The sequence below is a fragment of the Brachybacterium sp. UNK5269 genome (genome assembly GCF_049266655.1).
GTDB lineage: Bacteria > Actinomycetota > Actinomycetes > Actinomycetales > Dermabacteraceae > Brachybacterium.
Map to the genome: position 1 here is coordinate 2,846,133 of NZ_CP184883.1, position 20,663 is coordinate 2,866,795.

Here is a 20,663-nt window from a genome sequence, read left to right on the forward strand (position 1 = left end):
TCGACGCTCACGCCGCCACCCCGCGCAGCCATTCCTCGACATCGCGACGGGCGTAGCGAGGGAGAGATGGGGACAGCCAGGTCACCCGAGAGCCTGTCCCTGCCTGTCTCCACCGGCACACCGTCGACTTGTCGACCCGCAGCAGACGAGCAACCTCTGCGCTCGTCATGTACTCGTTCATCACCGCTCCCATCGTCCGCTCTGCGCTCTGCTCAGGTTCTCGATGTCGTCATCGGTCACGTCACCGAGCATCGCCTTCACGATCAGCGCCCGTTCCAGATGCTCCGCATCGTCCTTCTCCTGCCTCGCCATGCTGTTCTCCACCTTTCACCGATCCTCGTTGACCTCTCGTGCGACGAATTGGGCGTACTCCCGCGCTCGTGCGGCAGCAGCGTCGGCGAGCTCCTTTTCGCCTCCACTCCCCCAGCCGCTCCCGACGAACTCCCACGAGGACGACACCACCAGCGTCGTGTCGTCGTCGGCCAGCAGTCGTGATTCCAGGTTTGCAACGTCGAGCGGTTCGCCTGTCCTCTCCGATTCCGCCTTGAACCGCGCGAACCGCCGTCTGGCTGCTCGCAACCGACCGAGGGTCACCGAGTACGCGCGAGACTTCGTGGAGAAATGTCCCCGGAACCCGAGCATCCGCGCCCACTTCCCCAGCAGCAAGTACGGAGAATCCGGCTCGGACGTCATCGCGCGCTTCGAGAGGTCGATGCACTCGTGTGACATCCGCTGGTGGTGCGGGCGTGGGACGCCGCTCTCGCTGGTCGATTTCGTCGCGTACTTTGCCAGGTATCCGGCCACCTGCCCGGCGTGCAGCTCATCGCTGGAGCGCACGTCGTCAAGGAGGTCCCCCGGCCGTCCAGTGCGCACGGTCCGCGCATCGAGCTGCACACCGAAGCGCAGCACGCGCGGCACGTCCGCACCATCGACCGGAGATGCTTCTACCTGCACACCTCGCACTGCCTGCTCCACCAGTCTCGCCAGCGTCAGGCCGTCGGCAGGGGCCGGGGAGCCGGGCCCATCGGGGCCGTCGAGCCGGATGAGCGCGTGGAAGTGCACGAGCCCGCGCGCCTGGAACTCCGCCACCTTCGCGTACTGCACCGTGGCGATCTTCCGCAGACCCGTGCCGGACACGCCGAGGTACTGGGCAAGCGCACGGCGAAGGGCGATGGTGGCGCGCCGCCACAGCTCCGGGGCATGCCACTGCCACACCACAGCCGAGGTCCAGTCGTAGTACTCCCAGCAGAGGGGAGAACCCACCTGGTCATCGCCATCGTCATGGGCCTTGTGGCAGCTGAGCAGCCGACCGTGAGGGCAGGTCTCCGTATCCTGCCGAGGTCGGCACCGACCACCGTTGCGCACCCCGTGGACGTGCCCGAACGAGGGTGCCGTGAGCGTCGCGAATACCAGGGGGTTATCGGCCACGGCTTCCGGTGTTTGCTTCCCGCCGAGCAGGCCGGTGCAGATCAGCTCGAAGGTGTCGCGGGCATAGATGCGTGAGCAGGCTGGGCACCGATCTGCTCGCCGATTCCCGCAGGGAACGCGCACTTCGCCGCTCGAGTTCGCGGACGAGAAGTGCTCGACCGCCCCGGTGGCCGTATCCACCGTGACCGATGAACCCCGCAGCCGCACCGGGTGAGAGCACCACTGCACGCGCTTCGCGGCATCGCTCCATGCCGACCACGACCCCGCACCGATCCGGCACTCCGCCGCCTCCCGAGCCTTGTCAGGCAGCGTCGAGAAATCGAGGTCCGGTAGGACTCCAGCTCCCGGCATACGCGCAGAGATGTATCCGGCGATCAGCTCCTCACGCCTCTCCTCCGCGCGGGCGCGGGCGGGGTCAGCCACCCGCATCCGCTGTGCCGAGACCATCACGCCGCCTCCGTACGGGAATTCCGAGGGGCTCGCTTCCGCCGAGGCCGGGGGCTCTGATCGTCCGGAGAACTGTCGGCCGTCGCGGCGTTCTCCGATTCACCACCGGGGTTCGCTCCCTCAGCAGATGCCGTCGGCCTGATGATGGGGCCGATGACTGACTGCCGCAGGCCCGAAGACTCCTCTGCAGCCCGCGCGGCAGCATCTACGGGCAGGTACCCGAACCGAACCACTTCACGGTCTCCGCTCTCGGACGAGACCACCGCATAGCCCGGGGTCGCAGGAAGAGCAGTAGCAGTCGGGTCGTTCGGGCCCGGGGCAGTGCCCATGATCGCCCGCTCCGCTTCGTGCGTCTTCACGCGGAAAGCGATGGCACTCGCGGCATTGGACCCGATGGTCGTCGGGAGCGAATCGCTCGTCGGCTTCTGCGTCGTCGGGATCACCCACACGCCCACCGAACGGCCCTTACGAACGAGCACGGAGATCGCCGCTTCTGTCCGCTGGCGATAACGGAGCGATTCCTTGTCGTCCTTTGGAATCAGCTCCTTGTCGAGGATCGCCTGGCACTCGTCGATGACGAGCACCAGCAGTGGCATATCCGCCGAGGGACCACCCGTGTCCCAGATGGACGGTCCACCCCGCAGATCGACCATCCTGTCCAGGCGGTCGCGCATCACCCCGACGATAGCTTCCAGCTCCAGGGCGATCCGTTCGCGGTCCTCGTCGTCCCGGTTGAACAGCGCAGCCCGCGGGGCCAGCCATCCCCAGTCGTGACCGCCCTTGCCGTCCCAGACGAGGAACTGCACAGAGGGGCACGGCACGAGGACACTCAGCAACGCCGTCAAGCCACCGGTCTTGCCACCGCCAGGGAGTCCACCGACCACGGTGCCGCTGCACTCTCGAATGCGATGGGTCGCCAGGCTTCCGTCGGCCCGTAACCCATACGGCACGGCATCCCAGTCGCCGCTCCACTGCAACGGCTGCTCCAGGGGCGTCATCTCGGCCCGGGGGTCCCTGCGGACATCGCGCAAGAACGTGATCCGGTAGTGCCCGCCGACGCCTGTCTGCTCGATCAAGGCGTCCTGTGCGCCATCGATGACTGCGAGCCGGTCACGCACCACGTTCTCGACCCAGAGCGGATCGGTCAGCGTGGCGAGCGGGGCATCGACCGTCCACCTCCCGCGAGAGAACTCTGTCCGATACGAGGTGGCGTCGTTGGTGGCGATGAAACCGAAGTCCCGCAGCAGCCTGTTGCCGACTCTGCGCCTCTTCTGGCCGCGTGCACGCTCCACCTCGGCCACCACCGGCAGCACTTTGCGCAGCCCTCGGAAGCGCCGCGACAGCACGAGCAGGATCGCCAGGAATACGGCGACGCCGAGGGCTCGATACGGCACGGAGCTCGGAGACTCGACGTCCTTCGACAGAGAGAGCGCGAACACGACGACCCAGCCGAGCGTGACCCAGAATCGCCGCAGCACCCATGCCATGGCGATGAACAGTCCACCGAGGACAGCGCCGAGGAGGACGCCCAGCCAGTCCTCGTCCTTCCTGGACGCCATCAGGCCGCGCTCTTCTTAGCCTCGTCGGTCCCGGCGATCGACTCGGCCGACCACGAGCAGGACACCGAGTTGGTCCCACGATCCACCCGCACCGACACCACGAGGCCTTCGAAGGTGACCGGACGGAACGGCTGGACCGTCGGCTGGTTCATCGCGCCCACGCTCACCTTCTCGGAGACCGTCGAGGCTCGACCCCACTCCTCCGAGCGGTACACGCACTCGACCGCCCACAGCGGCATCCCCGTATCCGCGTGGCGCGCCTGGTTGTCGCCGGGCCGGCGCTTCCCATCGACCTCGACCCACTCCATCACCGGCTCGACCACACCGGTGCCGACCATCTGCTGCTTGCTGCTGTCCACGGCGAACGTAGCCATCCGACTCATCTCCTCTTCGTAGATGCACCCACTCCAATAGGGATAGCTCTATTCAGACCGTAGAAGCCGGATGCCCTTATTGCTAGCTCTATTACTCCAGGACCCCTGTTCGGGGCCCTTAGAGGTACCATTAGAGGTCAACCAGAGGAGGTGCCGTGCCATACGGATACAAGGAGCTAGCGGCGGAACTGAGGAAACTGATCGCTCAGGGCACGCCCGCACCCGGCGACACGCTGCCCCGACAGGCAGACCTCGCGGAGCAGTACGGCGTCAACGTGAAGACAGTGCGCGCTGCCGTAGCGCTCTTGGAGGCCGAGGGACTCGTGACGCCTGTACGTCGGCGAGGGACTGTGGTTCGCGAGCAGCCCGTCATGAAGCGACTCGGTACCGAGCGGTACTCCAAGAGCAGATGGAAGTACGGCGACACGGTCGCCTTCGCGGCCGACCGAGAGGTGAGCGGTCAGCCCTGGGCACCCTCGGACCAGACACAGACAGTCGAGCTCATCGACGCTCCCCCGCGCGTCGCGGCAGCACTCAACCTCAGCACCGACGATCAGGTCTATGCGCGCCGTCGACTGGTGAAGCGGGAGGGCCGACCCACACACTCCCTGACGAGCTACTACCGACAGGGCGACGTGGCGGGAACTCCGCTAGTCGACCCGACCCCCGGTCCAGCCGGGCGAGGAGGTGGGTTCGCGGTACTCACACTCCAGGGCCTTGAACCCCACGAGGTCACGGAAGCTTTCAGCTCCCGCATGCCGACTCCTGACGAAATCGAGCTGCTCGAGGTCCCTGCCGGCGAGCCTGTCATGGTCATGGAGCGCACCGTCCGCACGGCGGAGGGGCATCCCGTCGAGTTCGCCGTCGGAACCCATCGGGCATCCCTGTTCTCCTGGCAATACACGTTCGAGATGCCAGACTGAAGCCGTGACTAGTGAGCAGATTATGGCCGACGCCCAGACGTTGTGGGACTACCACCAGCTCGGCCACGAGCTGCGACCCACCGACATCGCTATCGGACTCGGGAGCCACGACATCGGCGTAGCGGAGCACACCGCCGCCCTCTACCACCGAGGGATGTTCCCGCTGATCGTCTTCACGGGAGCGAATGCTCCCACTACGGTCGATATCTTCCCGCGCGGGGAAGCAGTTCACTTCGCCGAACGAGGTGTGGAACTCGGAGTCCCGCGCGAGGCGATATTGCAGGAGGCCGAGGCCACGAATACCGGGGAGAACTTCAAGCTTACAAAACGTCTACTGGAGGCAAAAGGCGTCCATCTACAATCTGCAACAATTACCAGCCGCCCATATCAACAGCGACGCGCCTTCGCTACCGCAACCAAACAGTGGCCAGCACCAGAATTCATTTGCTCATCTAGTCCACTGCCTTTAAATGAGTACATTGCGAGAATTGGTGACGAATCGCGAGTAATCTCCATGCTGGTAGGTGACACGCAGCGCATTTGGGTGCATGCTGCAAGAGGATTCGCGTGCCCGCAGCCAATTTTTCCAGACGTCCGATCCGCCTATGAGCGATTGGTCGAAGCCGGATATACAGATCGTCTGATTGGCTGAATAGACATATTCGAGACCCAGCACCTCATCATCGACGTCGACTTACACACGGAAGAGTGCGCCAAATGATCGAAGAACCCCTCAAGTCACTGAGCCAGCCAGACAAGCTTCGAGAGTTCCGACAAGCTGGCACCAAGCCCTGGACGACAGTTTATTCGAACTGGCACCTTACCGACCGCTCCAATGGAGGGTTTTACGCCGTCTTCGCTGAGCCTTCGTTTCGATCTAGAGCCGCGAGCGACCCCTCCTGGGACGCCACTGTCGGTGGAGGCATGCCCGGATTCATGGTGTCATACGATTCCGGACGGCAAGTCGAAACGTATACACGCTTCTCCATGCCTGAAGAAATGCAGCCGCTGGTAATAATTCAGGACTTCCACGGGGCCATCAAAGATCCGCTCCCGCAACTCAGTGAAGAGTTTCGCCTGTACCACAATCTTTGGCAATCTCCGGACGGCACAAAGCTGATTAAGGTCGGAGACGACGGGTCTCGCGAGGATGTCGCAAAGATCTCCGCCGAGAGCGTCGAAGTTCGAACAAGCTACTTGCGCAAGTTTCAAGCAGGACGGCAGCTCGACCTCCTTCTGTTCATCGATTCGGTTCGCATCCTCGATGCCGAAGATTCCGTTTCGGAAGTCGAATGCATAGACATTTCTTGGGCCGAGGCAACAGAGACCTCGAACATTGACCTCACTGCGAGCCCCCGGCTAACAGGCTCGCGCTCCCCATTCTCGCGCCTACTTGGAACAAAAATCCTACCCCCTCCGGACCGCAGCCACGCGGGTGTGTGGCCCTTTAATGAGGCGGCACCCGAGGCTCACATTGAATTCATTATCGGCGAGGATGAGGACGGGAGGTCAATCCTGCACACTTGCGATCCAGACAAATTGTCAAACTATTTTGGGGCAAATGTAGGGGCGCCACATTACTTGACCCCAGTCTTCTTCCGCAGGGACGTTCTCCAGAAGTACTATTCAAACGCTGACCTCTACAGCGTAAGTGATGGATACTTAACTTGCGCTTCGTTGTGGTCAGTTCGCATCGACAATGACTCCACCGAGTACGTCTCCGTATTCCTTGGCGATTTGGGTCGCGACTTGCCCGAATCGGAGCGATCACATTGGCGCGCCCACAATGTTGCACCGACCACAGAAATAAGTGAGACCAACGTCCGCCGTTCCTTCCTTGGGCAGTGGGCGGACCCGGCTTCGCCAGAACATCTATTTAAGAGTCGCTACCGCAGGTTTCGTAACGAGTGGGCAGTTTCCTACGATTGGGACCTGTTCCGCGACCCCGTAGAAGAAGACTCCCATGTATTCAGTCGCCTCCGCATCCCCCTCAACGAGCAACAGTCAGAGTTTGACGAACAAATCCTCAATCTCGCACTCGTACTCGTGGACTCGATAAATAGCCGTCAGATCGCCGCCCTGCTACCCAAAGACAGCGAAGAAACCCAGAGCATTGCGCGACTCACGGCCTGGATTGCCGCTACCGGGCATCCAGACGCGAGAGGCGTCACCGCTATTCTCGTAAAGATTCAACGCATTCGGTCAAAGAGCTCCGCCCACAAGAAGCCTAGCAACTACGACACCTTCATCGCGACTGAACTCGGGGACGCTTCCTATAGCGACGGTTTTGCGGCGATGCTCACCAGCGCAATAGATTTGCTAGATTCATTGACAGAGCTGTTCTTGAATATCGAGAACGGTGACGATCAGGTCACCAATACCGCGAGCGAAGGCGCTCAGCAAGAAACGTGAGCTACTCGGACGCGTCACAGATGTCTAACAGAGCCTGTGAGAACTTTCCTTACTGACTCAAGGCGGCGGCTCCGCCGCCGCGCGGTGGCGCGGCGGCGTGCGCCCGCGTGTCCTCGCTCCGCTGCGGGCCGCGCTGCTCCGTCGCCGCGTCACCGCATGGCAAAGGCCGGTCCCCTCCAGGAAGAAGGAACCGGCCTCAGCAGAGCTTCCCAGTTAGAGCCCGAAGAGCTCCTTGATCAACGTCGCCTCAACCTCCGACGACGCGACCAGGCGCAGCACCACCTGGATGCCGTCGGCTTCGATGCCCCACTCGCGCGCGGCGAACGCACGAACCTGCTCTTCCAGCTCCATGGGGTCACGGGCCGACAGTGCACCCACGGGCGTCAACACCACACCGAGGAACTCCCCGTCACGTTCACATGCGACGACTGCCGCTTCCCGTACTGCACGACCGTAGAGCTGCGGAGCGGTCCGCTCGCCCCTGAGGTGTCTCCAGAGCGCAGTGTGATAGCCGGACAGCTCGCGCGGCAGACGGACCACCGACGTGCCCTCAACCTCGTACTCCCCGGGCTCGAACCTCTTCGCGAACTCCGCATACCGAGCGTTGTCCTCCGCCTCGATGTCGCGCTCTGTGTTGCCCATGACGTTCTCCTTCTCTTGCGCTACTCGCGGACCGTTCTCCCTTGCAGGTGTCGGCCCGGGAGGGGCACGTACCAGCCGAGAGACAGAACGCGTCATCCGCAGGTTGGAATCGATCAGTCCGCTACTCGGCTCGTCGGACTGCCGCGAACGCTCCGCGTCCTTGCCCCCGCGGGCTTGCTGGGCGCGTCGGCACGTGACCCCCTGGTGACCCCCGACGCCGCAATCGGCAGCGATCAGCTCCCTTCGGCCACCCCGTGCACCATTTGCAACGGCGCAGGTGAAAACCCGCCCAGGACTCCTAAAGCGGGTGTCGCAGGTTCGAATCCTGCCGGGGGCACATCTCAGCAGCATCCCGGGGCGGCACCCCCGAGGTCGCCGTAGGAGCCGCCCGGCCGGCTCCTCACGCGTCCGGCGCCTCCGTCGGCGCCCGGTAGTCCCCGGGCAGCGCCGGCGCCGGAGCACCGGTCGCGTCATGGACGATCACCGCCTCGATCACGGGATCCTCCCCGTCGATCTCGATCCGCAGGCGATCGGCGGTCACCGGCTCCGCGAGCCGGTGGAGGCGGCGCACGCCGATGGTCCCGCCCGCGGCCAGCACGGTGCCGTCGGCGAGGACCACCCGGTGGGCGCGCACCCGCTGACCGGCCGAGACGTCCTCGCGGATCTCCACGTGGTCGAAGCGGAGCGCCTCGCTCAGCTCCGCCTCGATCCCCGCGGCGGCGGCCGTGAGGGTCGCCGGCTGTCCGTTCCCGAACCGCGCATGGAGCGCGTCGCGCAGCTCGTGCACGCGGGCGAGGTCGGCGGGATCGATGCGGCCGCGGCGGTCCGGCGGGATGTTCAGCAGCAGGTTCGCGCCCAGGCCGATCGAGCGGTCGTGGATGGCCAGCAGGTGCTCGAGCGACTTCGGCTCGTCGCCGGGCTGCCAGAACCAGCCGCGGCGCAGGGAGACGTCGCATTCGGGCGGGAGGTACCGCTGATCGCCGATGTCGATGACGTCGGCGTCGTAGTTGTTCAGGTCGGTGGAGTCGGTGACGTAGTGGCAGGGGTCCGCCGCCAGGCCGTCCTCGTTGCCGACCCAGCGGATCGTGGCCGGGCCCATGTTGAACACCATCGCCGTCGGCTGCAGCTCGGCGATGAGCTCCCCGATCGCCGTCCAGTCGTACTCCCGTCCGGCGGAGCCGGCCCCGTCGAACCACAGCTCCACCAGCTCCCCGTAGTGCGTGCAGAGCTCCCGCAGCTGCGCGAGGTAGAAGGCGTCGTAGCGCTCGGGGTCCTCGTAGCACTCGGCGTTGCGGTCCCACGGCGAGAGGTACAGGCCCAGGCCCAGGCCGTGGCGCCGGCAGGCGTCGGCGACCTCCTGCACCACGTCACCGGCGCCGTCCCGCCACGGGGAGGAGGCCACCGAGTAGTCGGTGGTGGCGGTGGGCCACAGGCAGAAGCCGTCGTGGTGCTTGGCGGTGAGCACGACGTAGGCGGCGCCGAGCTGCTGGGCGGTGCGCACCCATTCGTCGGCGTCGAGGTCGGTGGGGGCGAAGTCCGCGGCGGGGATGGTCCCGTCGCTCCACTCCTTCCCGGCGAAGGTGTTCACGCCGACGTGGAAGAAGACGCCGAGCCCTCCCTTCTGCCAGGCGAGCTGGGCGGGGGTGGGCCGGAGGATGGTGGTGGTCGCCATGGGAGCACTCTTCCAGAGATCGGATGTTTGCGCCGCTCTCGAAGGAACATCCGCGCCGACCGGCCGCTCGCGGGCGGTGGTGCTCAGCCGGCGACCGGCTCCTGCCGGCGGGAGACGGTGCGGAAGCCGGCGTTGCCGGTCGTGGAGTCCGGGGTGTTCTGCGAGCGCGCCGAGTTGCGGTAGCGGTTGCAGTAGGAGAGGTGGCAGAGGTAGCTGCCGCCGCGCAGAATCCGGGCCTGCCCGCTCTCGGGGCCCCGGGGGTCGGTGACCACGGTGCGGTGCTGGGCCGTGGTGCCGCGGCGGTAGGTGGCGGGGTGGAACCAGTCCTCGCACCACTCCCAGACGTTGCCCACCGCCTGCCAGAGCCCGTACCCGTTGGGGGCGAAGCTGCGCACGGGAGCGGTGGTGAGGTGACCGTCCTCGAGGGTGTTGACCCGGGGGAAGTCGCCCTGCCAGATGTTCGCGCGCCAGCCGCCCTCGTCCACCTCCTGATCGCCCCACGGGTACTTGGCCCCCTCGAGGCCGCCGCGGGCCGCGTACTCCCACTGCGCCTCGGTGGGCAGGTCGCGCCCTGCCCAGTCGCAGTAGGCGCGGGCGTCGTTCCAGCTGACGTGCACCACGGGGTGGTCGGCGAGGCCGTCGATGCTCGAGAAGCGGCCCCCGGGTCGGCGCCAGTGCGCTCCCCTCACCCCGGACCACCAGGGGGTGCCGGAGGCGGGGCCCATGATGTCCTCCTCGCTCGCGCTGAGGGCCAGGTGGAACACCGCGGAGAACCCGAAGCGCTCCGCCTCGGTCTCGAAGCCGGTGTCCTCGACGAAGCGCGCGAAGTCGGCGTTGGTGACGGCGGTGGCATCGATGGTGAAGGCGCTCATCTCGACGCCGTGCCGCGGGACCTCGCCGTCGGCCCGGTTCCGGTCACCGGAGGAGTCCCCCATCGTGAAGGACCCGGCCGGGATCGACACCTGCTCGACGCCATGGCGGCCGGGACGGGCGCGCACCTGCTGGGCCGGCGCCGGCTCGCGCTGCGTGAACCCGCGGCGCGAGGGCGCTCCGCAGCCGCAGCCGCACCCCGAACCCGTCGTCGTCCCGTCCATGCGCACTCCTCTCCTGGAGAGCCCATCGTCGCAGACCGGAGCGGGGCCGACGGCGGGACCCGCGGCCGCGGGCACGTGATCGCCCCCTCGGTCCCGGGACGTCCGCGGCGTCGCTGCGGGCGCTACGCTTCCAGGACGCACCTGCCGCGCGCCGCGCGGACCGACCGGACAGAGGATGCATGACACAGCCACGCCGCCGCCGCTTCGATGCCACCTGGCTCCCGTTCGGGATGATGCTCGGCTTCACCGTCGGCATCGGCATCGGCCTGTCCTTCCTGGACAACCTCTTCCTCGGCGCCGCCTTCGGCTTCGTGGTCGGGGCCCTGTTCGGCATCCTGCTGGGGTTCCGGGGCCGCGGGTCCACCTCGGTGGCCGACGAGGACGCGGAGGACGAGGAGTACCGGCGTCTCCATGGCGATCCGCCGCCGCAGGGCCGTTCCGGGGACCGCTGAGCCGCACGGGACCCGCCGACGACGCCGCGGTCAGATCGCTCACCGGCGGCTGCCCGCACGCGCCCGCCTGACTATCCTCGGCAGTGCCCCGCGCAGGAGTCGCGGGCACCGCGGCCGGGACGACCCGGCCGCCGGGAGCGCGGACGAGGACGGCCTCGGAACAGGATCCACCGATGCCGACCTCCCTCTCCTCCCCCGCCCTCACCGGGCGCCCGTTGCTGCGCAGCGTCCTGACCCCCGGCGCGATCGCCCGCGCGGCCGCCGGCTGGCTCTCCGTCGCGGCGCTGGCCCTGGCCGCGCCGCTGCTCGCGGATCCGCTGCCCGGCGCGGCGCTGCTGCTGGCGCTGACCGCGATCGTCGCGGTGATCGTGGTCGCCGCCGGCGGAGTGGTGCAGCAGGCCGAGGGCCTCGCCCGCCGTCTCGGGGACCCCTACGGCACGCTCGTGTTGACCCTCTCGATCGTGGTGATCGAGGTGGTGCTGATCGCCGCGGTGCTGCTGGGACCCGGCGAGCACGCCACCATCGCCCGCGACTCGGTGATGGCGGTCTCGATGATCATCCTGAACCTGGTCCTCGGGCTCTGCCTGCTGGTGGGCGGGCTGCGCCACGGGGCGATGGCCCTGCACCGGGTGGGCACCTCCGCGTACCTGGTGCTGCTGGTCGCGCTCGCGATGCTCGCCTTCGCGCTGCCGGCGCTGATCGGGGCGGGCGGCGGCTACACCGCGGGCCAGGCGCTGGTGGTCGCAGCGCTGACGGTGGCGGTGTACGCCTTCTTCCTCTGGCGGCAGACCGGCGCCCAGGCGGCGGAGTTCCAGGAGGTCCCCTCCCCCGTCGGCCCCTCCCCCGCCGACCGCACCGCCACCGCGCGCACGGAGCAGGCGGCGCCGCTGGCCGAGCGTGTCGCGATGCACCGCGCGGAGCTGGCGCTGCGGGCCGCGCTGCTGCTGGTGACGGTGCTGCCGATCGTGCTGCTCTCCCACCACATGGCGGGGCTGCTGGACGACGCCCTGGGCCGGCTCGGGGCCCCGGTGGCCCTGGGCGGGGTGCTGATCGCGATGATCGTGTTCACCCCGGAGTCGCTCACGGCGGTGCGGGCAGCCCTCGGCGGGGAGATCCAGCGGGTGGTGAACCTCTGCCACGGCGCACTGGTCTCGACCCTCGCCCTGACCATCCCCACCGTGCTGGTGATCGGGCAGCTCACGGGGCAGCCGATCGTGCTGGCGGAGTCGCCGGTGAACCTGCTGCTGCTGGGCGTGACCCTGGCGGTCTCCGCGATCTCGGCGAGCGCCCCACGGGTGACCGCCGTCCACGGGGCGGTGCACCTGCTGCTGTTCGCGGTGTACGCGCTCGCCCTGTTCTCCTGAGCCGCGCCGCCCGCCGCTCACCGGTTCAGAGCCGGGGCCGCTTCCGGTCGATCTCCTCGAGGCGGCTGCGCACCTCGCGGCGCAGCACCTTGCCCATCTCGTTGCGGGGCAGCTCGGTGAGCACGTGGAAGCGGCGCGGGACCTTGTAGCCGGTCAGCTTCTCCTTCAGGCGCAGCCGCAGCTTCTCGACGTCCGGCAGCAGCCCGTCGACGGTGACCACCGCGGCGACCACCTCCTCGCTGCCCAGCTCGCCGACCAGTCCCACCACGGCGGTGTCCTCGATGCCGTCGTAGCCGCGGATCGCGTCCTCCACCTCGGAGGGGTAGACGTTGAAGCCGCCGGTGATCACCATCTCCTTGAGCCGGTCCACGATCCGCAGGAAGCCGCGCTCGTCGGCCACGGCGACGTCCCCGGTGCGGAACCAGCCGTCGTGGAACGCCGCGGCGGTCTCCTCGGGGCGGTTGCGGTAGCCGGAGAACACCTGCGGGCCCTTGACCAGGATCTCCCCGGCCTCGCCGAGGTCCACGTCGCGGTCCAGGTCCTCGGGATCGGCCAGGCGCACCCGGGTGTCGGGGAAGGGGATCCCGATCGAGCCGGGGGTGCGGGTCTGGTCCACGGGGTTGCCGGCCACGATCGGGGAGCATTCGGAGAGCCCGTAGCCCTCGATGAGCAGGCCCCCGGTGGCCCCTTCCCAGGCCTCGACGAGCTCGGGCCGCAGCGGCATCGCGCCGGCGATCCCGGTGCGGATGCCCGCGAGCGACACGCCCCGCTCCTTGGCGCCGGTGACCAGGCGGTCGAACAGCGGGGGCACGGCGATCATCGTCGTCGGGGTGCGCCGCTTGATCGCGTCGAGGATCAGCCCGGTCTCGGGCTTGGGGATCAGGTGGACCATCGCCCCGACGGTCAGGCCCGCGTTCATCGACAGCGAGCAGCCGAAGACGTGGAACAGCGGCAGGCAGGCCATGAACACCTCCTCGCCGGGCACCAGCGGGGTGACCCATTCGAGGGCCTGGGTGGTGGTGGCGATGAGGTTCGCATGGCTGAGCGGCACACCCTTCGGGGTGCCGGTGGTGCCCGAGGTGTACAGCAGCAGGGCGATGTCCCCGGCGGCCGGGCGGGAGGCGGACGGCACCTCGGCGCCGCCGCCGCGCAGCTGGGCGAAGGGGACGGTGCCGGCCGGGGCGGGCCGGGAGAGCTGGGCGCGGGAGGCGCGGGCCTTCTTCAGCGGCAGCCGCAGCAGGGCGCGCTTGGTGCGCGGCATCTCCTCGATGAGGTTCACGGTGATCACCGCGCGCGGCCGGACCTCCGCCGGCAGCGCCAGCAGCGTGCCGGCGGCCGCGTCCCACACGATCGCGATCTCCGCGTGGTGGTCGGCGAACATCGGCGTCAGCTCGTCGACGGTGTACAGCGGGTTGTGCTCGACCACCGTCGCGCCGCAGGCCAGCACCGCGTAGAAGGCGACCACGTGCTGGGGGCAGGTGGGCATCAGCAGGGCCACCGTGGAGTCGGGGCCGACGCCCAGGGTGTGCAGGCTGCCGGCTACCGCCCGCACCTGCTCGGCCAGCTCCCGGTAGCTGGTGCGGGCGCCGAAGAAGTCCAGCGCCGGTTTGTCGGCATAGGTCGTGGTGAAGGCGTCGAACTCGTCGCACAGCGAGCCGGTGGGGTAGTCGAGCCGGCGCCGGACCCCGGCGGCGTAGGCGGCGGTCCAGCGATCCTCGAGCGTGGTCATGGCGGTCCTTCGCTGCGTCATCGGGGGGTGCGCAGGCAGGGTATCTCGGCCGCCTGGGGCGGGGCGGTGCCGCCCCGACCCGGCCGCCCCCGAGGGGTACAGTCGGCCGGGTGACGGCGACGACGCTTCGGATCCCCACCGACCACGGCGACCTGCCCGGCCTGCTCTGGCTCCCCGCGGAGGCCGACGGACCGGTCCCCGGGCTGGTCGTGCTGCAGGAGATCTTCGGCCTGTCGGACTACCTGCGCAGCCGCTGCGCGGACCTCGCGGCGCTCGGCTACGCGGTGCTGGCGCCGCAGCTGTTCGCCCGGCTCGAGCCGCCGGTCCTCGCCGTCGAGGACGACGAGGACTTCGAGGCGTGGCTCGCCGAGGGCATGGAGCTGACCCAGGCGCTGCCCTGGGAGCGCGCCGAGGCCGATGCGGTGGCCTCGCTCGCGGCGCTGCGCTCCCTGGACGCGGTCGACGCCGAGCGGGTGGGGCTGGTCGGGTTCTGCTACGGCGGCGGGCTCGCCGTCGCGGCCGCGGCCACGGCGGCCGCGACGGGCCGCGCCCCCGCCGCCCTGGTCAGCTTCTACGGCTCGGCCCTGCCGGCGCTGCTGGACCGGGCTCGCACGGTGGAGGTGGCGAGCCTGCACGTCTTCGGCACGGCCGACGCGTTCATCCCCATCGAGCAGGTCGAGCGGATCCGTGACGCGGTCACCGACGGCGGCGCGCGCGAGCAGGTGCGGTTCGCGCTGCACGAGGGGGCCGGTCACGCCTTCGACAACCCCCACCCGGGCCTGCACCACGCCGCCGCCTCGGCCGCAGCCTGGTCGCAGACCGAGCAGTTCCTGGCCGCGGCGCTGCCGGCCCACGGGTGAGCAGAGCGCACGACGCCCCCGGCACCGTGGCGCCGAGGGCGGAAGCGCCGCTCGCGGCGACGCGGGGTCAGGGGCTCGGGTCAGCGGCCGGCGCTGAGCACCTGCAGGGCGCTCTGGGCCCGCTCGGTGGGCACCTCCAGGGTGTAGCTCGAGGCCTTCGTGGCGGTGTGCGAGCGGAAGTTGCGCTGCTGGCCGGTCACGGCGAAGCCGATCAGGCCGAAGATGGCACCCCAGATGGCGCCGAACACGACCGCGGTCAGCACCGCGAGGAAGAACGCGCCGGGCAGGAAGAGGGCCATCAGCAGGCCCAGCAGCAGGCCCAGCCAGGCGCCGGAGCCGGCGCCGTAGAGCGCGGCCTTGCCGTAGTTCATGCGGCCCGTCACGAGCTCGACGCTCTTGAGGTCGTGGCCGACGATGCGCACCGCGCCGACCTCGAAGCCCTGGTCGGACAGCAGGTCGACGGCGGCCTGCGCCTCGAGGTAGTCGGAGTAGGTCGCGATCGTGGACAGCGCCGGGGTGGTGGCCAGCGGCTGCGGGGTGGCGGTGGTCTGGGTCATGGTGTCCTCCTGTGCATCGGTGGCGGAGGGCCGCCGCTACCGGACGATGGCCGCTCCGTGATAGTTTGAGCGTATCAACCAATCAATTTGGCGTCAACGGGACGCCGAGAACGGAGGGACATGAGCACCGATCCGGTCGCCGACCGGGCCGTGCTGGCGCTGCGGATGCGACAGGCGGTCCAGGCCATCGAGCGCTGGGCCCAGCGCACCGTGCACCGCAGCACGGGCACCGCCCTCTCCCCCAACGAGACCCACCTGCTCTCGCGCCTGGCCGATGCCCCGGCCCAGCGCCTGGGCGCGCTCGCCCAGTGGCAGGGGGTGGACCGCTCGACGATGAGCCTGCAGATCAGCAGCCTCGCCGCCCGGGAGCTGGTGCACCGCATCCCGGACCCGACGGATCGTCGGGCGACGCTGATCGAGCTGAGCGAGGCGGGACGGGCGGCGCTCGAGGAGTTCATCGCCCGCGCCTCCCGGATCCTCGAGGAGACCACCGCCGCCTGGTCGGACGAGGACCTCGCGGCCTTCGACGGGTACCTCGCCCGCTTCGCCGCGGACCTCTCGGCCACGCTCGGCAACGAGGCCGACAGCGCCTGAGCACCTCCGAACGGCCGCGGGGGCTGCGACGCCTGGTCGCAGCCCCCGCGGCCGAGCGGGCGGGGACGCTCAGCCGGCGACGGCCACCTCTGCCCCGGCGGCCGCCGAGGCGTAGCAGGCGTCGATCACCCGGGCGCGGCGCAGCGCGAGGGAGCCGTCGTGCTCGGGCCAGTCCTGCGAGCGCACCTTCGACAGGAAGTCGGCGACCGCGCCGGCGTGGCGGCCGTCCGGGCCCACCACCGGCTGCAGCTCGGCGGGGGTGCCGGCGACCTCGGTCCAGATGTTGATCCGCTGATGCGGATGGGAGGGGTCTCCGCCCCATTCGATGGTGGCGCCGCCGTCGGCCCCGTAGAGGGTGACGTAGCACAGGTCGTGCGGGATCCACTGGGCCCAGCTGGACTCGAGCAGCAGGGTGGCCCCGCCCTCCAGGCGCAGGAAGGCGGTGGCGAGGTCCTCGACCTCGAAGGGCACCCCCTCCTCGACCTCAGAGATGCCGAAGCCGGAGCCGCCGCGGCCCAGCGGGCCGAACTCGGCATGGGTGGCGGCGGAGGCGGCGGTGACGGCGGGCTCGCCCAGCAGGTGCAGCGACATGTCGAGCATGTGGATGCCGATGTCCATCATGGCGCCGCCGCCGGAGCTGCCGGCCCGGGTGAACCAGGTGCCCAGTCCCGGGATCCCCTGGCGGCGCAGCCAGCCGGCCTTGGCGTAGTAGAGCTTGCCGAGCACCCCGGCCTCGATGACCTGGCGGAGGGCGGCGACGTCGCCGCGCTGGCGATGGTTGAAGGAGACGTCCAGGACGCGTCCGGCGCGGCGGGCGGCCTCGACCATGCCCGCGGCCGCCTCCCCGGTCTCGGCCATCGGCTTCTCGGTGAGCACGTGCAGGCCGGCCTCGAGGGCGTGGATCGCCATCGGCGCGTGCAGGAAGGTGGGGGTGGCGATCGAGACGGCGTCGAGCTCGGCCTCGGCGATCATCTGCTTCCAGTCCTGGTAGCGCCCGGGCACGTCGTGGGCGTCGCCGAACTGCGCGAGCAGGTGCTCCTCCATCGCGGAGATCGCGACCAGGTCGACGGTGGGATCGGCGGCGTAGGCGGCCACGTGCTGCTGGCCGGCCCAGCCCAGGCCGATCACTCCGGCGCGCAGCCTGCGCGGCCCGTTCTCCTGTGCGGCTGAGGTCATGATGCTGCTTCCCTTCGTCGGTGGGTCGTGGTCGAACTCGGTGGGTCGATGGGCGTCCCGGGACTCTCACACGTCCGGTGCGAGCAGGTCCAGCGGGTCCTCCCGCAGGCGGGTCAGCGCAAGCTCGATCGCGCCGCGCACCACCACGTCGCGCCCCAGGGTGCTGGCGACGAGCTGCGGGTACGGCGGCGTCGAGATCTCCGGCAGCGCGGTGCGGGCGCGCTCGAGGACGGGCTCGATGGCTGAGGTGATCGCACCGGCGACGACGACGCGCTCCACGCCGAGGAGACTGGAGAGGATCGCGGCGATGCGGGCCAGGCGTTCGCCGATGCGATCCAGGACCGACCGGGCGAGGTCGTCGCCGTCGCGGGCCGCGGCGAACACGTCCACCGCGCTGAGGTCGGCCGCAGCGACCGCGGCCAGGGGCGACGTGGTCTCCCCGCGGGCGAGCGCCTCGAGGGTCCACCGGCGCGCGAGGGCGGCCACCCCATCGGCGCCGCGGGAGTCGCCGAAGACAACGTCGAGGAAGCGCATCTCGCCGGCGCCGCCGTCGGCCCCGCGCAGCAGGCGACCGTCCACCAGCAGGCCGGCGCCGAAGCGCTCCCCCATCAGCAGTGTCGCCATGTGGGCGCTGCCGGAGGCGGCCGCGGCGTCGGGTCCGGTCGGCGCCCCCGACGCCGCGGCGAGCGCGTGCTCGGCGATGACGGCGAGGTTCGCGTCGTTCTCGACGATCACCGTGCCGTCCAGTGCGTCGACCAGACCGGGGTTCATGGCCGGCCAGTACCCCTGGTCGCCGGTGGGCGAGTACCCCCGGGAGTCCACCGGCGCCGGCACCCCGACGACGGTGAGCAGGCGGCGCCTGTCCCCTGCCGCGGCCTGCTCGAGCACCTGCTCGATGAGGGCGTGCACCGTCTCCACCCTGGCCTCGGCAGGGGCTGCGCCCTCCTCGAGGTCGTGGCCGTCGAGCTCGCCGGCCACCGCGCATCGGGCGGCGGCGAGCTCGCGTCCGCGCAGATCCACGGCCTGGGCGGTGAGGGTGTGCTGGCCGGCGTCGACGCCGACGATCACCGCGGCGTCGGACCGCAGCGCGTAGTGGCGGGCCGGACGGCCGCGCTGCACCGCGCCCTCCGTGCGATCGCCGGCGACCTCGTGCAGCCACCCCGCCTCGACGAGCTCCGCGCATACCCCGAGCACCGTCGCGCGCGTCAGGCTGGTCGCGGCCATCGCGTCGGCCGCGGTGAAGCTGGCCGCCCGCAGGGCGTGCTGCAGGACGGCCTGCCGGTTCGTGCGGCGGAGCAGCTGCGGGGAGCTGGCCCCTCGGTCGTGCACGGTTGACATGGCTCGCTCACCGCCTCCATACTTTCGATAGGTCGTAAATATAACCCTTGACGTATCAATGGTCCCATCCCTGACCCGGGTCCGCATCCCCTTTCGCGAAGGAGACGATGGTGTCATCCTCGACCGGCAGCGCGGTCGGCATCCTCGCCTTCATCGGCTCCGAGAACGATGTCACGATGCCGTCGCTGATCCTGATCGCGCAGCGCATGTCCGGCCCCACCCAGGGAGCGATCACGTGACGACTCCAGACTCAGGGCGGCACGGCCCGTCGGCCGCGCCCCGCGACCACTCCCCCACCGAACCCGGAGGTTCCTCGATCGTGACCACGGCTCCCATGACCACTGCGCGTGATCTCTCGCCTCTGCAGCCGGACGCCGACTGGTGGCGCCAGGCGGCGGTCTACCAGATCTATCCGCGCTCCTTCGCGGACGGCAACGGCGACGGCATCGGCGACCTGCGCGGCATCATCTCCCGCGTCCCCTACCTCGAGCAGCTCGCGATCGGCGCGGTCTGGCTGAGCCCGTTCTACCCCTCGGCCCTCGCGGACGGCGGCTACGACGTGGACGACTACCGGGACGTGGATCCGAAGATCGGCACACTCGAGGAGTTCGACGAGATGGTGGCCGCCCTGCACGGCGCCGGTATCCGGCTGATCGTCGACGTGGTCCCGAACCACTCCTCGGACCGTCACGTGTGGTTCCAGGAGGCGCTGGCCTCCCCGAAGGGCTCGAACGCCCGGGCACGCTACATCTTCCGCGACGGCCGGGGGGAGAACGGCGAGCTGCCGCCGGCGGACTGGACCTCGATCTTCGGCGGCCCGGCCTGGACCCGGGTGCCCGATGGCCAGTGGTACCTGCACTCCTTCGCCACCGAGCAGCCCGACTTCAACTGGAAGCACCCCGAGGTCCACGAGGACTTCCTGCGCACCCTGGCGTTCTGGTCGGACCGCGGGGTCGACGGCTTCCGGATCGACGTGGCCCACGGCCTGTCGAAGGATCTCGACGAGGTGCTGCCCAGCAAGGCCGAGCTGCAGGCGATGCCGAAGGACGGCACCCACCCGCTGTGGGACCGCGATGACGTGCACGAGATCTACGCCGAGTGGCGCCAGCTGTTCAACCAGTACGACCCGCCGCGGATCGCGGTCGCCGAGGCCTGGGTGGAGACCCCCGAGCGGCGCGCGAGGTACGCGAGCCCCGAGGGGCTGGGGCAGGCGTTCAACTTCGACCTGATGGAGGCGGACTTCGAGGCCTCGCACTTCCGCGACATCGTCACCGACAACCTCGCGCAGTCGGCGGTGACCGGCTCGTCGACCACGTGGGTGTTCTCCAACCACGACGGGGTGCGCCATGCCACCCGCTACGGCCTGGCTCCGCGCGCCGGCCGCCCGGTGAAGCAGGGCGCCGCGTGGGTGCTGGCGGGCGGCCCCGAGGACCAGATCGACCGGGAGCTGGGCCTGCGCCGGGCCCGCGCCGCGACCCTGTTCGAGCTCGCCCTGCCCGGCAGCGCGTACCTGTACCAGGGCGAGGAGCTGGGCCTGCACGAGGTCGCCGAGATCCCCGATGCGCAGCGGCAGGACCCGGCGTTCTGGCGCACCACCGCCGACGACCGCGGCTTCGACGGCCTGGGCCGCGACGGCTGCCGGGTGCCGCTGCCGTGGACGCGCGAGGGCGAGTCCTTCGGCTTCGGGGACGGCGGCGCCCACCTCCCCCAGCCCGCCTGGTTCGCCGACGTCGCGGTCGAGGTCCAGGACGGCGTGGCCGGTTCCACGCTCGAGATGTACCGCGAGGCGCTGCGCCTGCGCGCACAGCTGCAGGGCGCCGAGACCCTGCAGTGGGACGAGCGCCTCTGCACCGGGGACGTGCTCGCCTTCGAGCGCCCCGGCGGCTGGCTGAACGTGACGAACTTCGGGGCCGACGCCGTGGCGCTGCCCACGGGCGACGTGCTGCTCGCGAGCGCCGAGCTCGGCGCAGCGACCGACGGGGCGCCGACGCTGCCGGGCGCGACCACCGTGTGGCTGCGCCGGACCTCCTGACCTCGACGGA

At 69.6% G+C, this 20,663-nt stretch carries 21 protein-coding genes; 9 read left to right on the top strand and 12 right to left on the bottom strand.

All coding sequences use genetic code 11. From position 1 onward, the window contains the following. Positions 1-7 precede the first annotated feature (7 nt). Genes ACOJUI_RS13305 through ACOJUI_RS13325 form a run of 5 tightly spaced genes read right to left on the bottom strand, consistent with a single transcriptional unit; the run spans position 8 to position 3,808 of the window. The gene (locus tag ACOJUI_RS13305) at positions 8-193 is read right to left on the bottom strand and encodes a helix-turn-helix transcriptional regulator (RefSeq protein ID WP_422115423.1); all 186 of its coding nucleotides are present in this window, start codon (positions 191-193) and stop codon (positions 8-10) included. Next, positions 181-312: a hypothetical protein gene (locus tag ACOJUI_RS13310; protein ID WP_422115424.1), complete on the bottom strand. Its 132-nt coding sequence runs from the start codon at positions 310-312 to the stop codon at positions 181-183. The genes ACOJUI_RS13305 and ACOJUI_RS13310 overlap by 13 nt, the downstream gene beginning before the upstream one ends. A 15-nt stretch (positions 313-327) precedes the next feature. Next, on the bottom strand, positions 328-1,875 hold the full coding sequence (locus tag ACOJUI_RS13315) for a replication initiator (RefSeq protein ID WP_422115425.1): 1,548 nt from the start codon (positions 1,873-1,875) through the stop codon (positions 328-330). Beyond that, positions 1,875-3,434 carry a hypothetical protein gene (locus tag ACOJUI_RS13320; protein ID WP_422115426.1) on the bottom strand — a complete coding sequence of 520 codons (1,560 nt, stop codon included), beginning with the start codon at positions 3,432-3,434 and terminating at the stop codon, positions 1,875-1,877. Before ACOJUI_RS13320 ends, ACOJUI_RS13315 begins: the two co-directional genes overlap by 1 nt. Further along, positions 3,434-3,808 (bottom strand): hypothetical protein, encoded by a 375-nt coding sequence (locus ACOJUI_RS13325; protein ID WP_422115427.1) that lies wholly within the window; start codon positions 3,806-3,808, stop codon positions 3,434-3,436. The genes ACOJUI_RS13320 and ACOJUI_RS13325 overlap by 1 nt, the downstream gene beginning before the upstream one ends. 155 nt (positions 3,809-3,963) lie before the next feature. Between ACOJUI_RS13325 and ACOJUI_RS13330 the strand changes: the two genes are divergently transcribed. The 3 genes from ACOJUI_RS13330 (at position 3,964) to ACOJUI_RS13340 (ending at position 7,143) form a co-directional block, all read left to right on the top strand. Next, positions 3,964-4,731, top strand: a complete 768-nt coding sequence (locus tag ACOJUI_RS13330) for a GntR family transcriptional regulator (RefSeq protein ID WP_422115428.1) — start codon at positions 3,964-3,966, stop codon at positions 4,729-4,731. 4 nt (positions 4,732-4,735) lie between these two features. Then, on the top strand, positions 4,736-5,383 hold the full coding sequence (locus ACOJUI_RS13335) for a YdcF family protein (protein ID WP_422115429.1): 648 nt from the start codon (positions 4,736-4,738) through the stop codon (positions 5,381-5,383). A gap of 65 nt (positions 5,384-5,448) precedes the next feature. Then, a complete protein-coding gene (locus ACOJUI_RS13340) occupies positions 5,449-7,143 on the top strand; it encodes a hypothetical protein (RefSeq protein WP_422115430.1) in 1,695 nt (564 codons plus the stop codon). Between the two features lie 213 nt (positions 7,144-7,356). Here the strand turns inward: ACOJUI_RS13340 and ACOJUI_RS13345 are convergent, their stop codons facing one another. The 3 genes from ACOJUI_RS13345 to ACOJUI_RS13355 all read right to left on the bottom strand — a co-directional run bounded on the left by ACOJUI_RS13345 (position 7,357) and on the right by ACOJUI_RS13355 (position 10,551). After that, a complete protein-coding gene (locus ACOJUI_RS13345) occupies positions 7,357-7,785 on the bottom strand; it encodes a hypothetical protein (RefSeq protein WP_422115431.1) in 429 nt (142 codons plus the stop codon). Between the two features lie 400 nt (positions 7,786-8,185). Further along, on the bottom strand, positions 8,186-9,457 hold the full coding sequence (locus ACOJUI_RS13350) for an alpha-L-fucosidase (protein WP_422115432.1): 1,272 nt from the start codon (positions 9,455-9,457) through the stop codon (positions 8,186-8,188). 83 nt (positions 9,458-9,540) lie between these two features. After that, positions 9,541-10,551 (bottom strand): formylglycine-generating enzyme family protein, encoded by a 1,011-nt coding sequence (locus ACOJUI_RS13355; RefSeq protein ID WP_422115433.1) that lies wholly within the window; start codon positions 10,549-10,551, stop codon positions 9,541-9,543. A gap of 179 nt (positions 10,552-10,730) precedes the next feature. Between ACOJUI_RS13355 and ACOJUI_RS13360 the strand changes: the two genes are divergently transcribed. Next, on the top strand, positions 10,731-11,003 hold the full coding sequence (locus ACOJUI_RS13360) for a hypothetical protein (protein WP_422115434.1): 273 nt from the start codon (positions 10,731-10,733) through the stop codon (positions 11,001-11,003). A 173-nt stretch (positions 11,004-11,176) separates the two neighbouring features. Next, on the top strand, positions 11,177-12,367 hold the full coding sequence (locus ACOJUI_RS13365; RefSeq protein WP_422115435.1) for a calcium:proton antiporter: 1,191 nt from the start codon (positions 11,177-11,179) through the stop codon (positions 12,365-12,367). A 25-nt stretch (positions 12,368-12,392) separates the two neighbouring features. Here the strand turns inward: ACOJUI_RS13365 and ACOJUI_RS13370 are convergent, their stop codons facing one another. Beyond that, positions 12,393-14,096, bottom strand: a complete 1,704-nt coding sequence (locus tag ACOJUI_RS13370; protein ID WP_422115436.1) for an AMP-binding protein — start codon at positions 14,094-14,096, stop codon at positions 12,393-12,395. Between the two features lie 110 nt (positions 14,097-14,206). On the opposite strand from ACOJUI_RS13370, the gene ACOJUI_RS13375 reads away from it, so the two are divergent. Then, positions 14,207-14,956: a dienelactone hydrolase family protein gene (locus ACOJUI_RS13375; protein WP_422115437.1), complete on the top strand. Its 750-nt coding sequence runs from the start codon at positions 14,207-14,209 to the stop codon at positions 14,954-14,956. Between the two features lie 80 nt (positions 14,957-15,036). Here ACOJUI_RS13375 and ACOJUI_RS13380 read toward each other — a convergent pair whose 3' ends face one another. Continuing rightward, entirely contained in the window at positions 15,037-15,513 is a 477-nt protein-coding gene (locus tag ACOJUI_RS13380) for a general stress protein (protein WP_422115438.1), read from the bottom strand. 120 nt (positions 15,514-15,633) lie between these two features. Here ACOJUI_RS13380 and ACOJUI_RS13385 point away from each other — a divergent pair, with 120 nt between their 5' ends. Then, complete coding sequence (locus ACOJUI_RS13385; protein WP_422115439.1) at positions 15,634-16,107, top strand: MarR family winged helix-turn-helix transcriptional regulator; 474 nt, start codon at positions 15,634-15,636, stop codon at positions 16,105-16,107. Positions 16,108-16,176: 69 nt separating this feature from the next. Here ACOJUI_RS13385 and ACOJUI_RS13390 read toward each other — a convergent pair whose 3' ends face one another. Next, complete coding sequence (locus ACOJUI_RS13390) at positions 16,177-17,283, bottom strand: Gfo/Idh/MocA family protein (protein ID WP_422115440.1); 1,107 nt, start codon at positions 17,281-17,283, stop codon at positions 16,177-16,179. Between the two features lie 66 nt (positions 17,284-17,349). Next, on the bottom strand, positions 17,350-18,621 hold the full coding sequence (locus tag ACOJUI_RS13395) for an ROK family protein (RefSeq protein ID WP_422115441.1): 1,272 nt from the start codon (positions 18,619-18,621) through the stop codon (positions 17,350-17,352). A 107-nt stretch (positions 18,622-18,728) separates the two neighbouring features. Here ACOJUI_RS13395 and ACOJUI_RS13400 point away from each other — a divergent pair, with 107 nt between their 5' ends. Further along, a complete protein-coding gene (locus ACOJUI_RS13400; protein WP_422115442.1) occupies positions 18,729-18,860 on the top strand; it encodes a hypothetical protein in 132 nt (43 codons plus the stop codon). A 95-nt stretch (positions 18,861-18,955) separates the two neighbouring features. Further along, entirely contained in the window at positions 18,956-20,653 is a 1,698-nt protein-coding gene (locus ACOJUI_RS13405) for a glycoside hydrolase family 13 protein (RefSeq protein WP_422115443.1), read from the top strand. Positions 20,654-20,663 lie beyond the last annotated feature (10 nt).

Bases quoted from the DNA above. Each gene is read 5' to 3' on its own strand.
- ACOJUI_RS13305 (WP_422115423.1), bottom strand. From the start codon at position 193: ATGGGAGCGGTGATGAACGAGTACATGACGAGCGCAGAGGTTGCTCGT.
- ACOJUI_RS13310 (WP_422115424.1), bottom strand. From the start codon at position 312: ATGGCGAGGCAGGAGAAGGACGATGCGGAGCATCTGGAACGGGCGCTG.
- ACOJUI_RS13315 (WP_422115425.1), bottom strand. From the start codon at position 1,875: ATGGTCTCGGCACAGCGGATGCGGGTGGCTGACCCCGCCCGCGCCCGC.
- ACOJUI_RS13320 (WP_422115426.1), bottom strand. From the start codon at position 3,434: ATGGCGTCCAGGAAGGACGAGGACTGGCTGGGCGTCCTCCTCGGCGCT.
- ACOJUI_RS13325 (WP_422115427.1), bottom strand. From the start codon at position 3,808: ATGGCTACGTTCGCCGTGGACAGCAGCAAGCAGCAGATGGTCGGCACC.
- ACOJUI_RS13340 (WP_422115430.1), top strand. From the start codon at position 5,449: ATGATCGAAGAACCCCTCAAGTCACTGAGCCAGCCAGACAAGCTTCGA.
- ACOJUI_RS13345 (WP_422115431.1), bottom strand. From the start codon at position 7,785: ATGGGCAACACAGAGCGCGACATCGAGGCGGAGGACAACGCTCGGTAT.
- ACOJUI_RS13350 (WP_422115432.1), bottom strand. From the start codon at position 9,457: ATGGCGACCACCACCATCCTCCGGCCCACCCCCGCCCAGCTCGCCTGG.
- ACOJUI_RS13355 (WP_422115433.1), bottom strand. From the start codon at position 10,551: ATGGACGGGACGACGACGGGTTCGGGGTGCGGCTGCGGCTGCGGAGCG.
- ACOJUI_RS13360 (WP_422115434.1), top strand. From the start codon at position 10,731: ATGACACAGCCACGCCGCCGCCGCTTCGATGCCACCTGGCTCCCGTTC.
- ACOJUI_RS13365 (WP_422115435.1), top strand. From the start codon at position 11,177: ATGCCGACCTCCCTCTCCTCCCCCGCCCTCACCGGGCGCCCGTTGCTG.
- ACOJUI_RS13370 (WP_422115436.1), bottom strand. From the start codon at position 14,096: ATGACCACGCTCGAGGATCGCTGGACCGCCGCCTACGCCGCCGGGGTC.
- ACOJUI_RS13380 (WP_422115438.1), bottom strand. From the start codon at position 15,513: ATGACCCAGACCACCGCCACCCCGCAGCCGCTGGCCACCACCCCGGCG.
- ACOJUI_RS13385 (WP_422115439.1), top strand. From the start codon at position 15,634: ATGAGCACCGATCCGGTCGCCGACCGGGCCGTGCTGGCGCTGCGGATG.
- ACOJUI_RS13390 (WP_422115440.1), bottom strand. From the start codon at position 17,283: ATGACCTCAGCCGCACAGGAGAACGGGCCGCGCAGGCTGCGCGCCGGA.
- ACOJUI_RS13395 (WP_422115441.1), bottom strand. From the start codon at position 18,621: ATGTCAACCGTGCACGACCGAGGGGCCAGCTCCCCGCAGCTGCTCCGC.
- ACOJUI_RS13400 (WP_422115442.1), top strand. From the start codon at position 18,729: ATGGTGTCATCCTCGACCGGCAGCGCGGTCGGCATCCTCGCCTTCATC.
- ACOJUI_RS13405 (WP_422115443.1), top strand. From the start codon at position 18,956: ATGACCACTGCGCGTGATCTCTCGCCTCTGCAGCCGGACGCCGACTGG.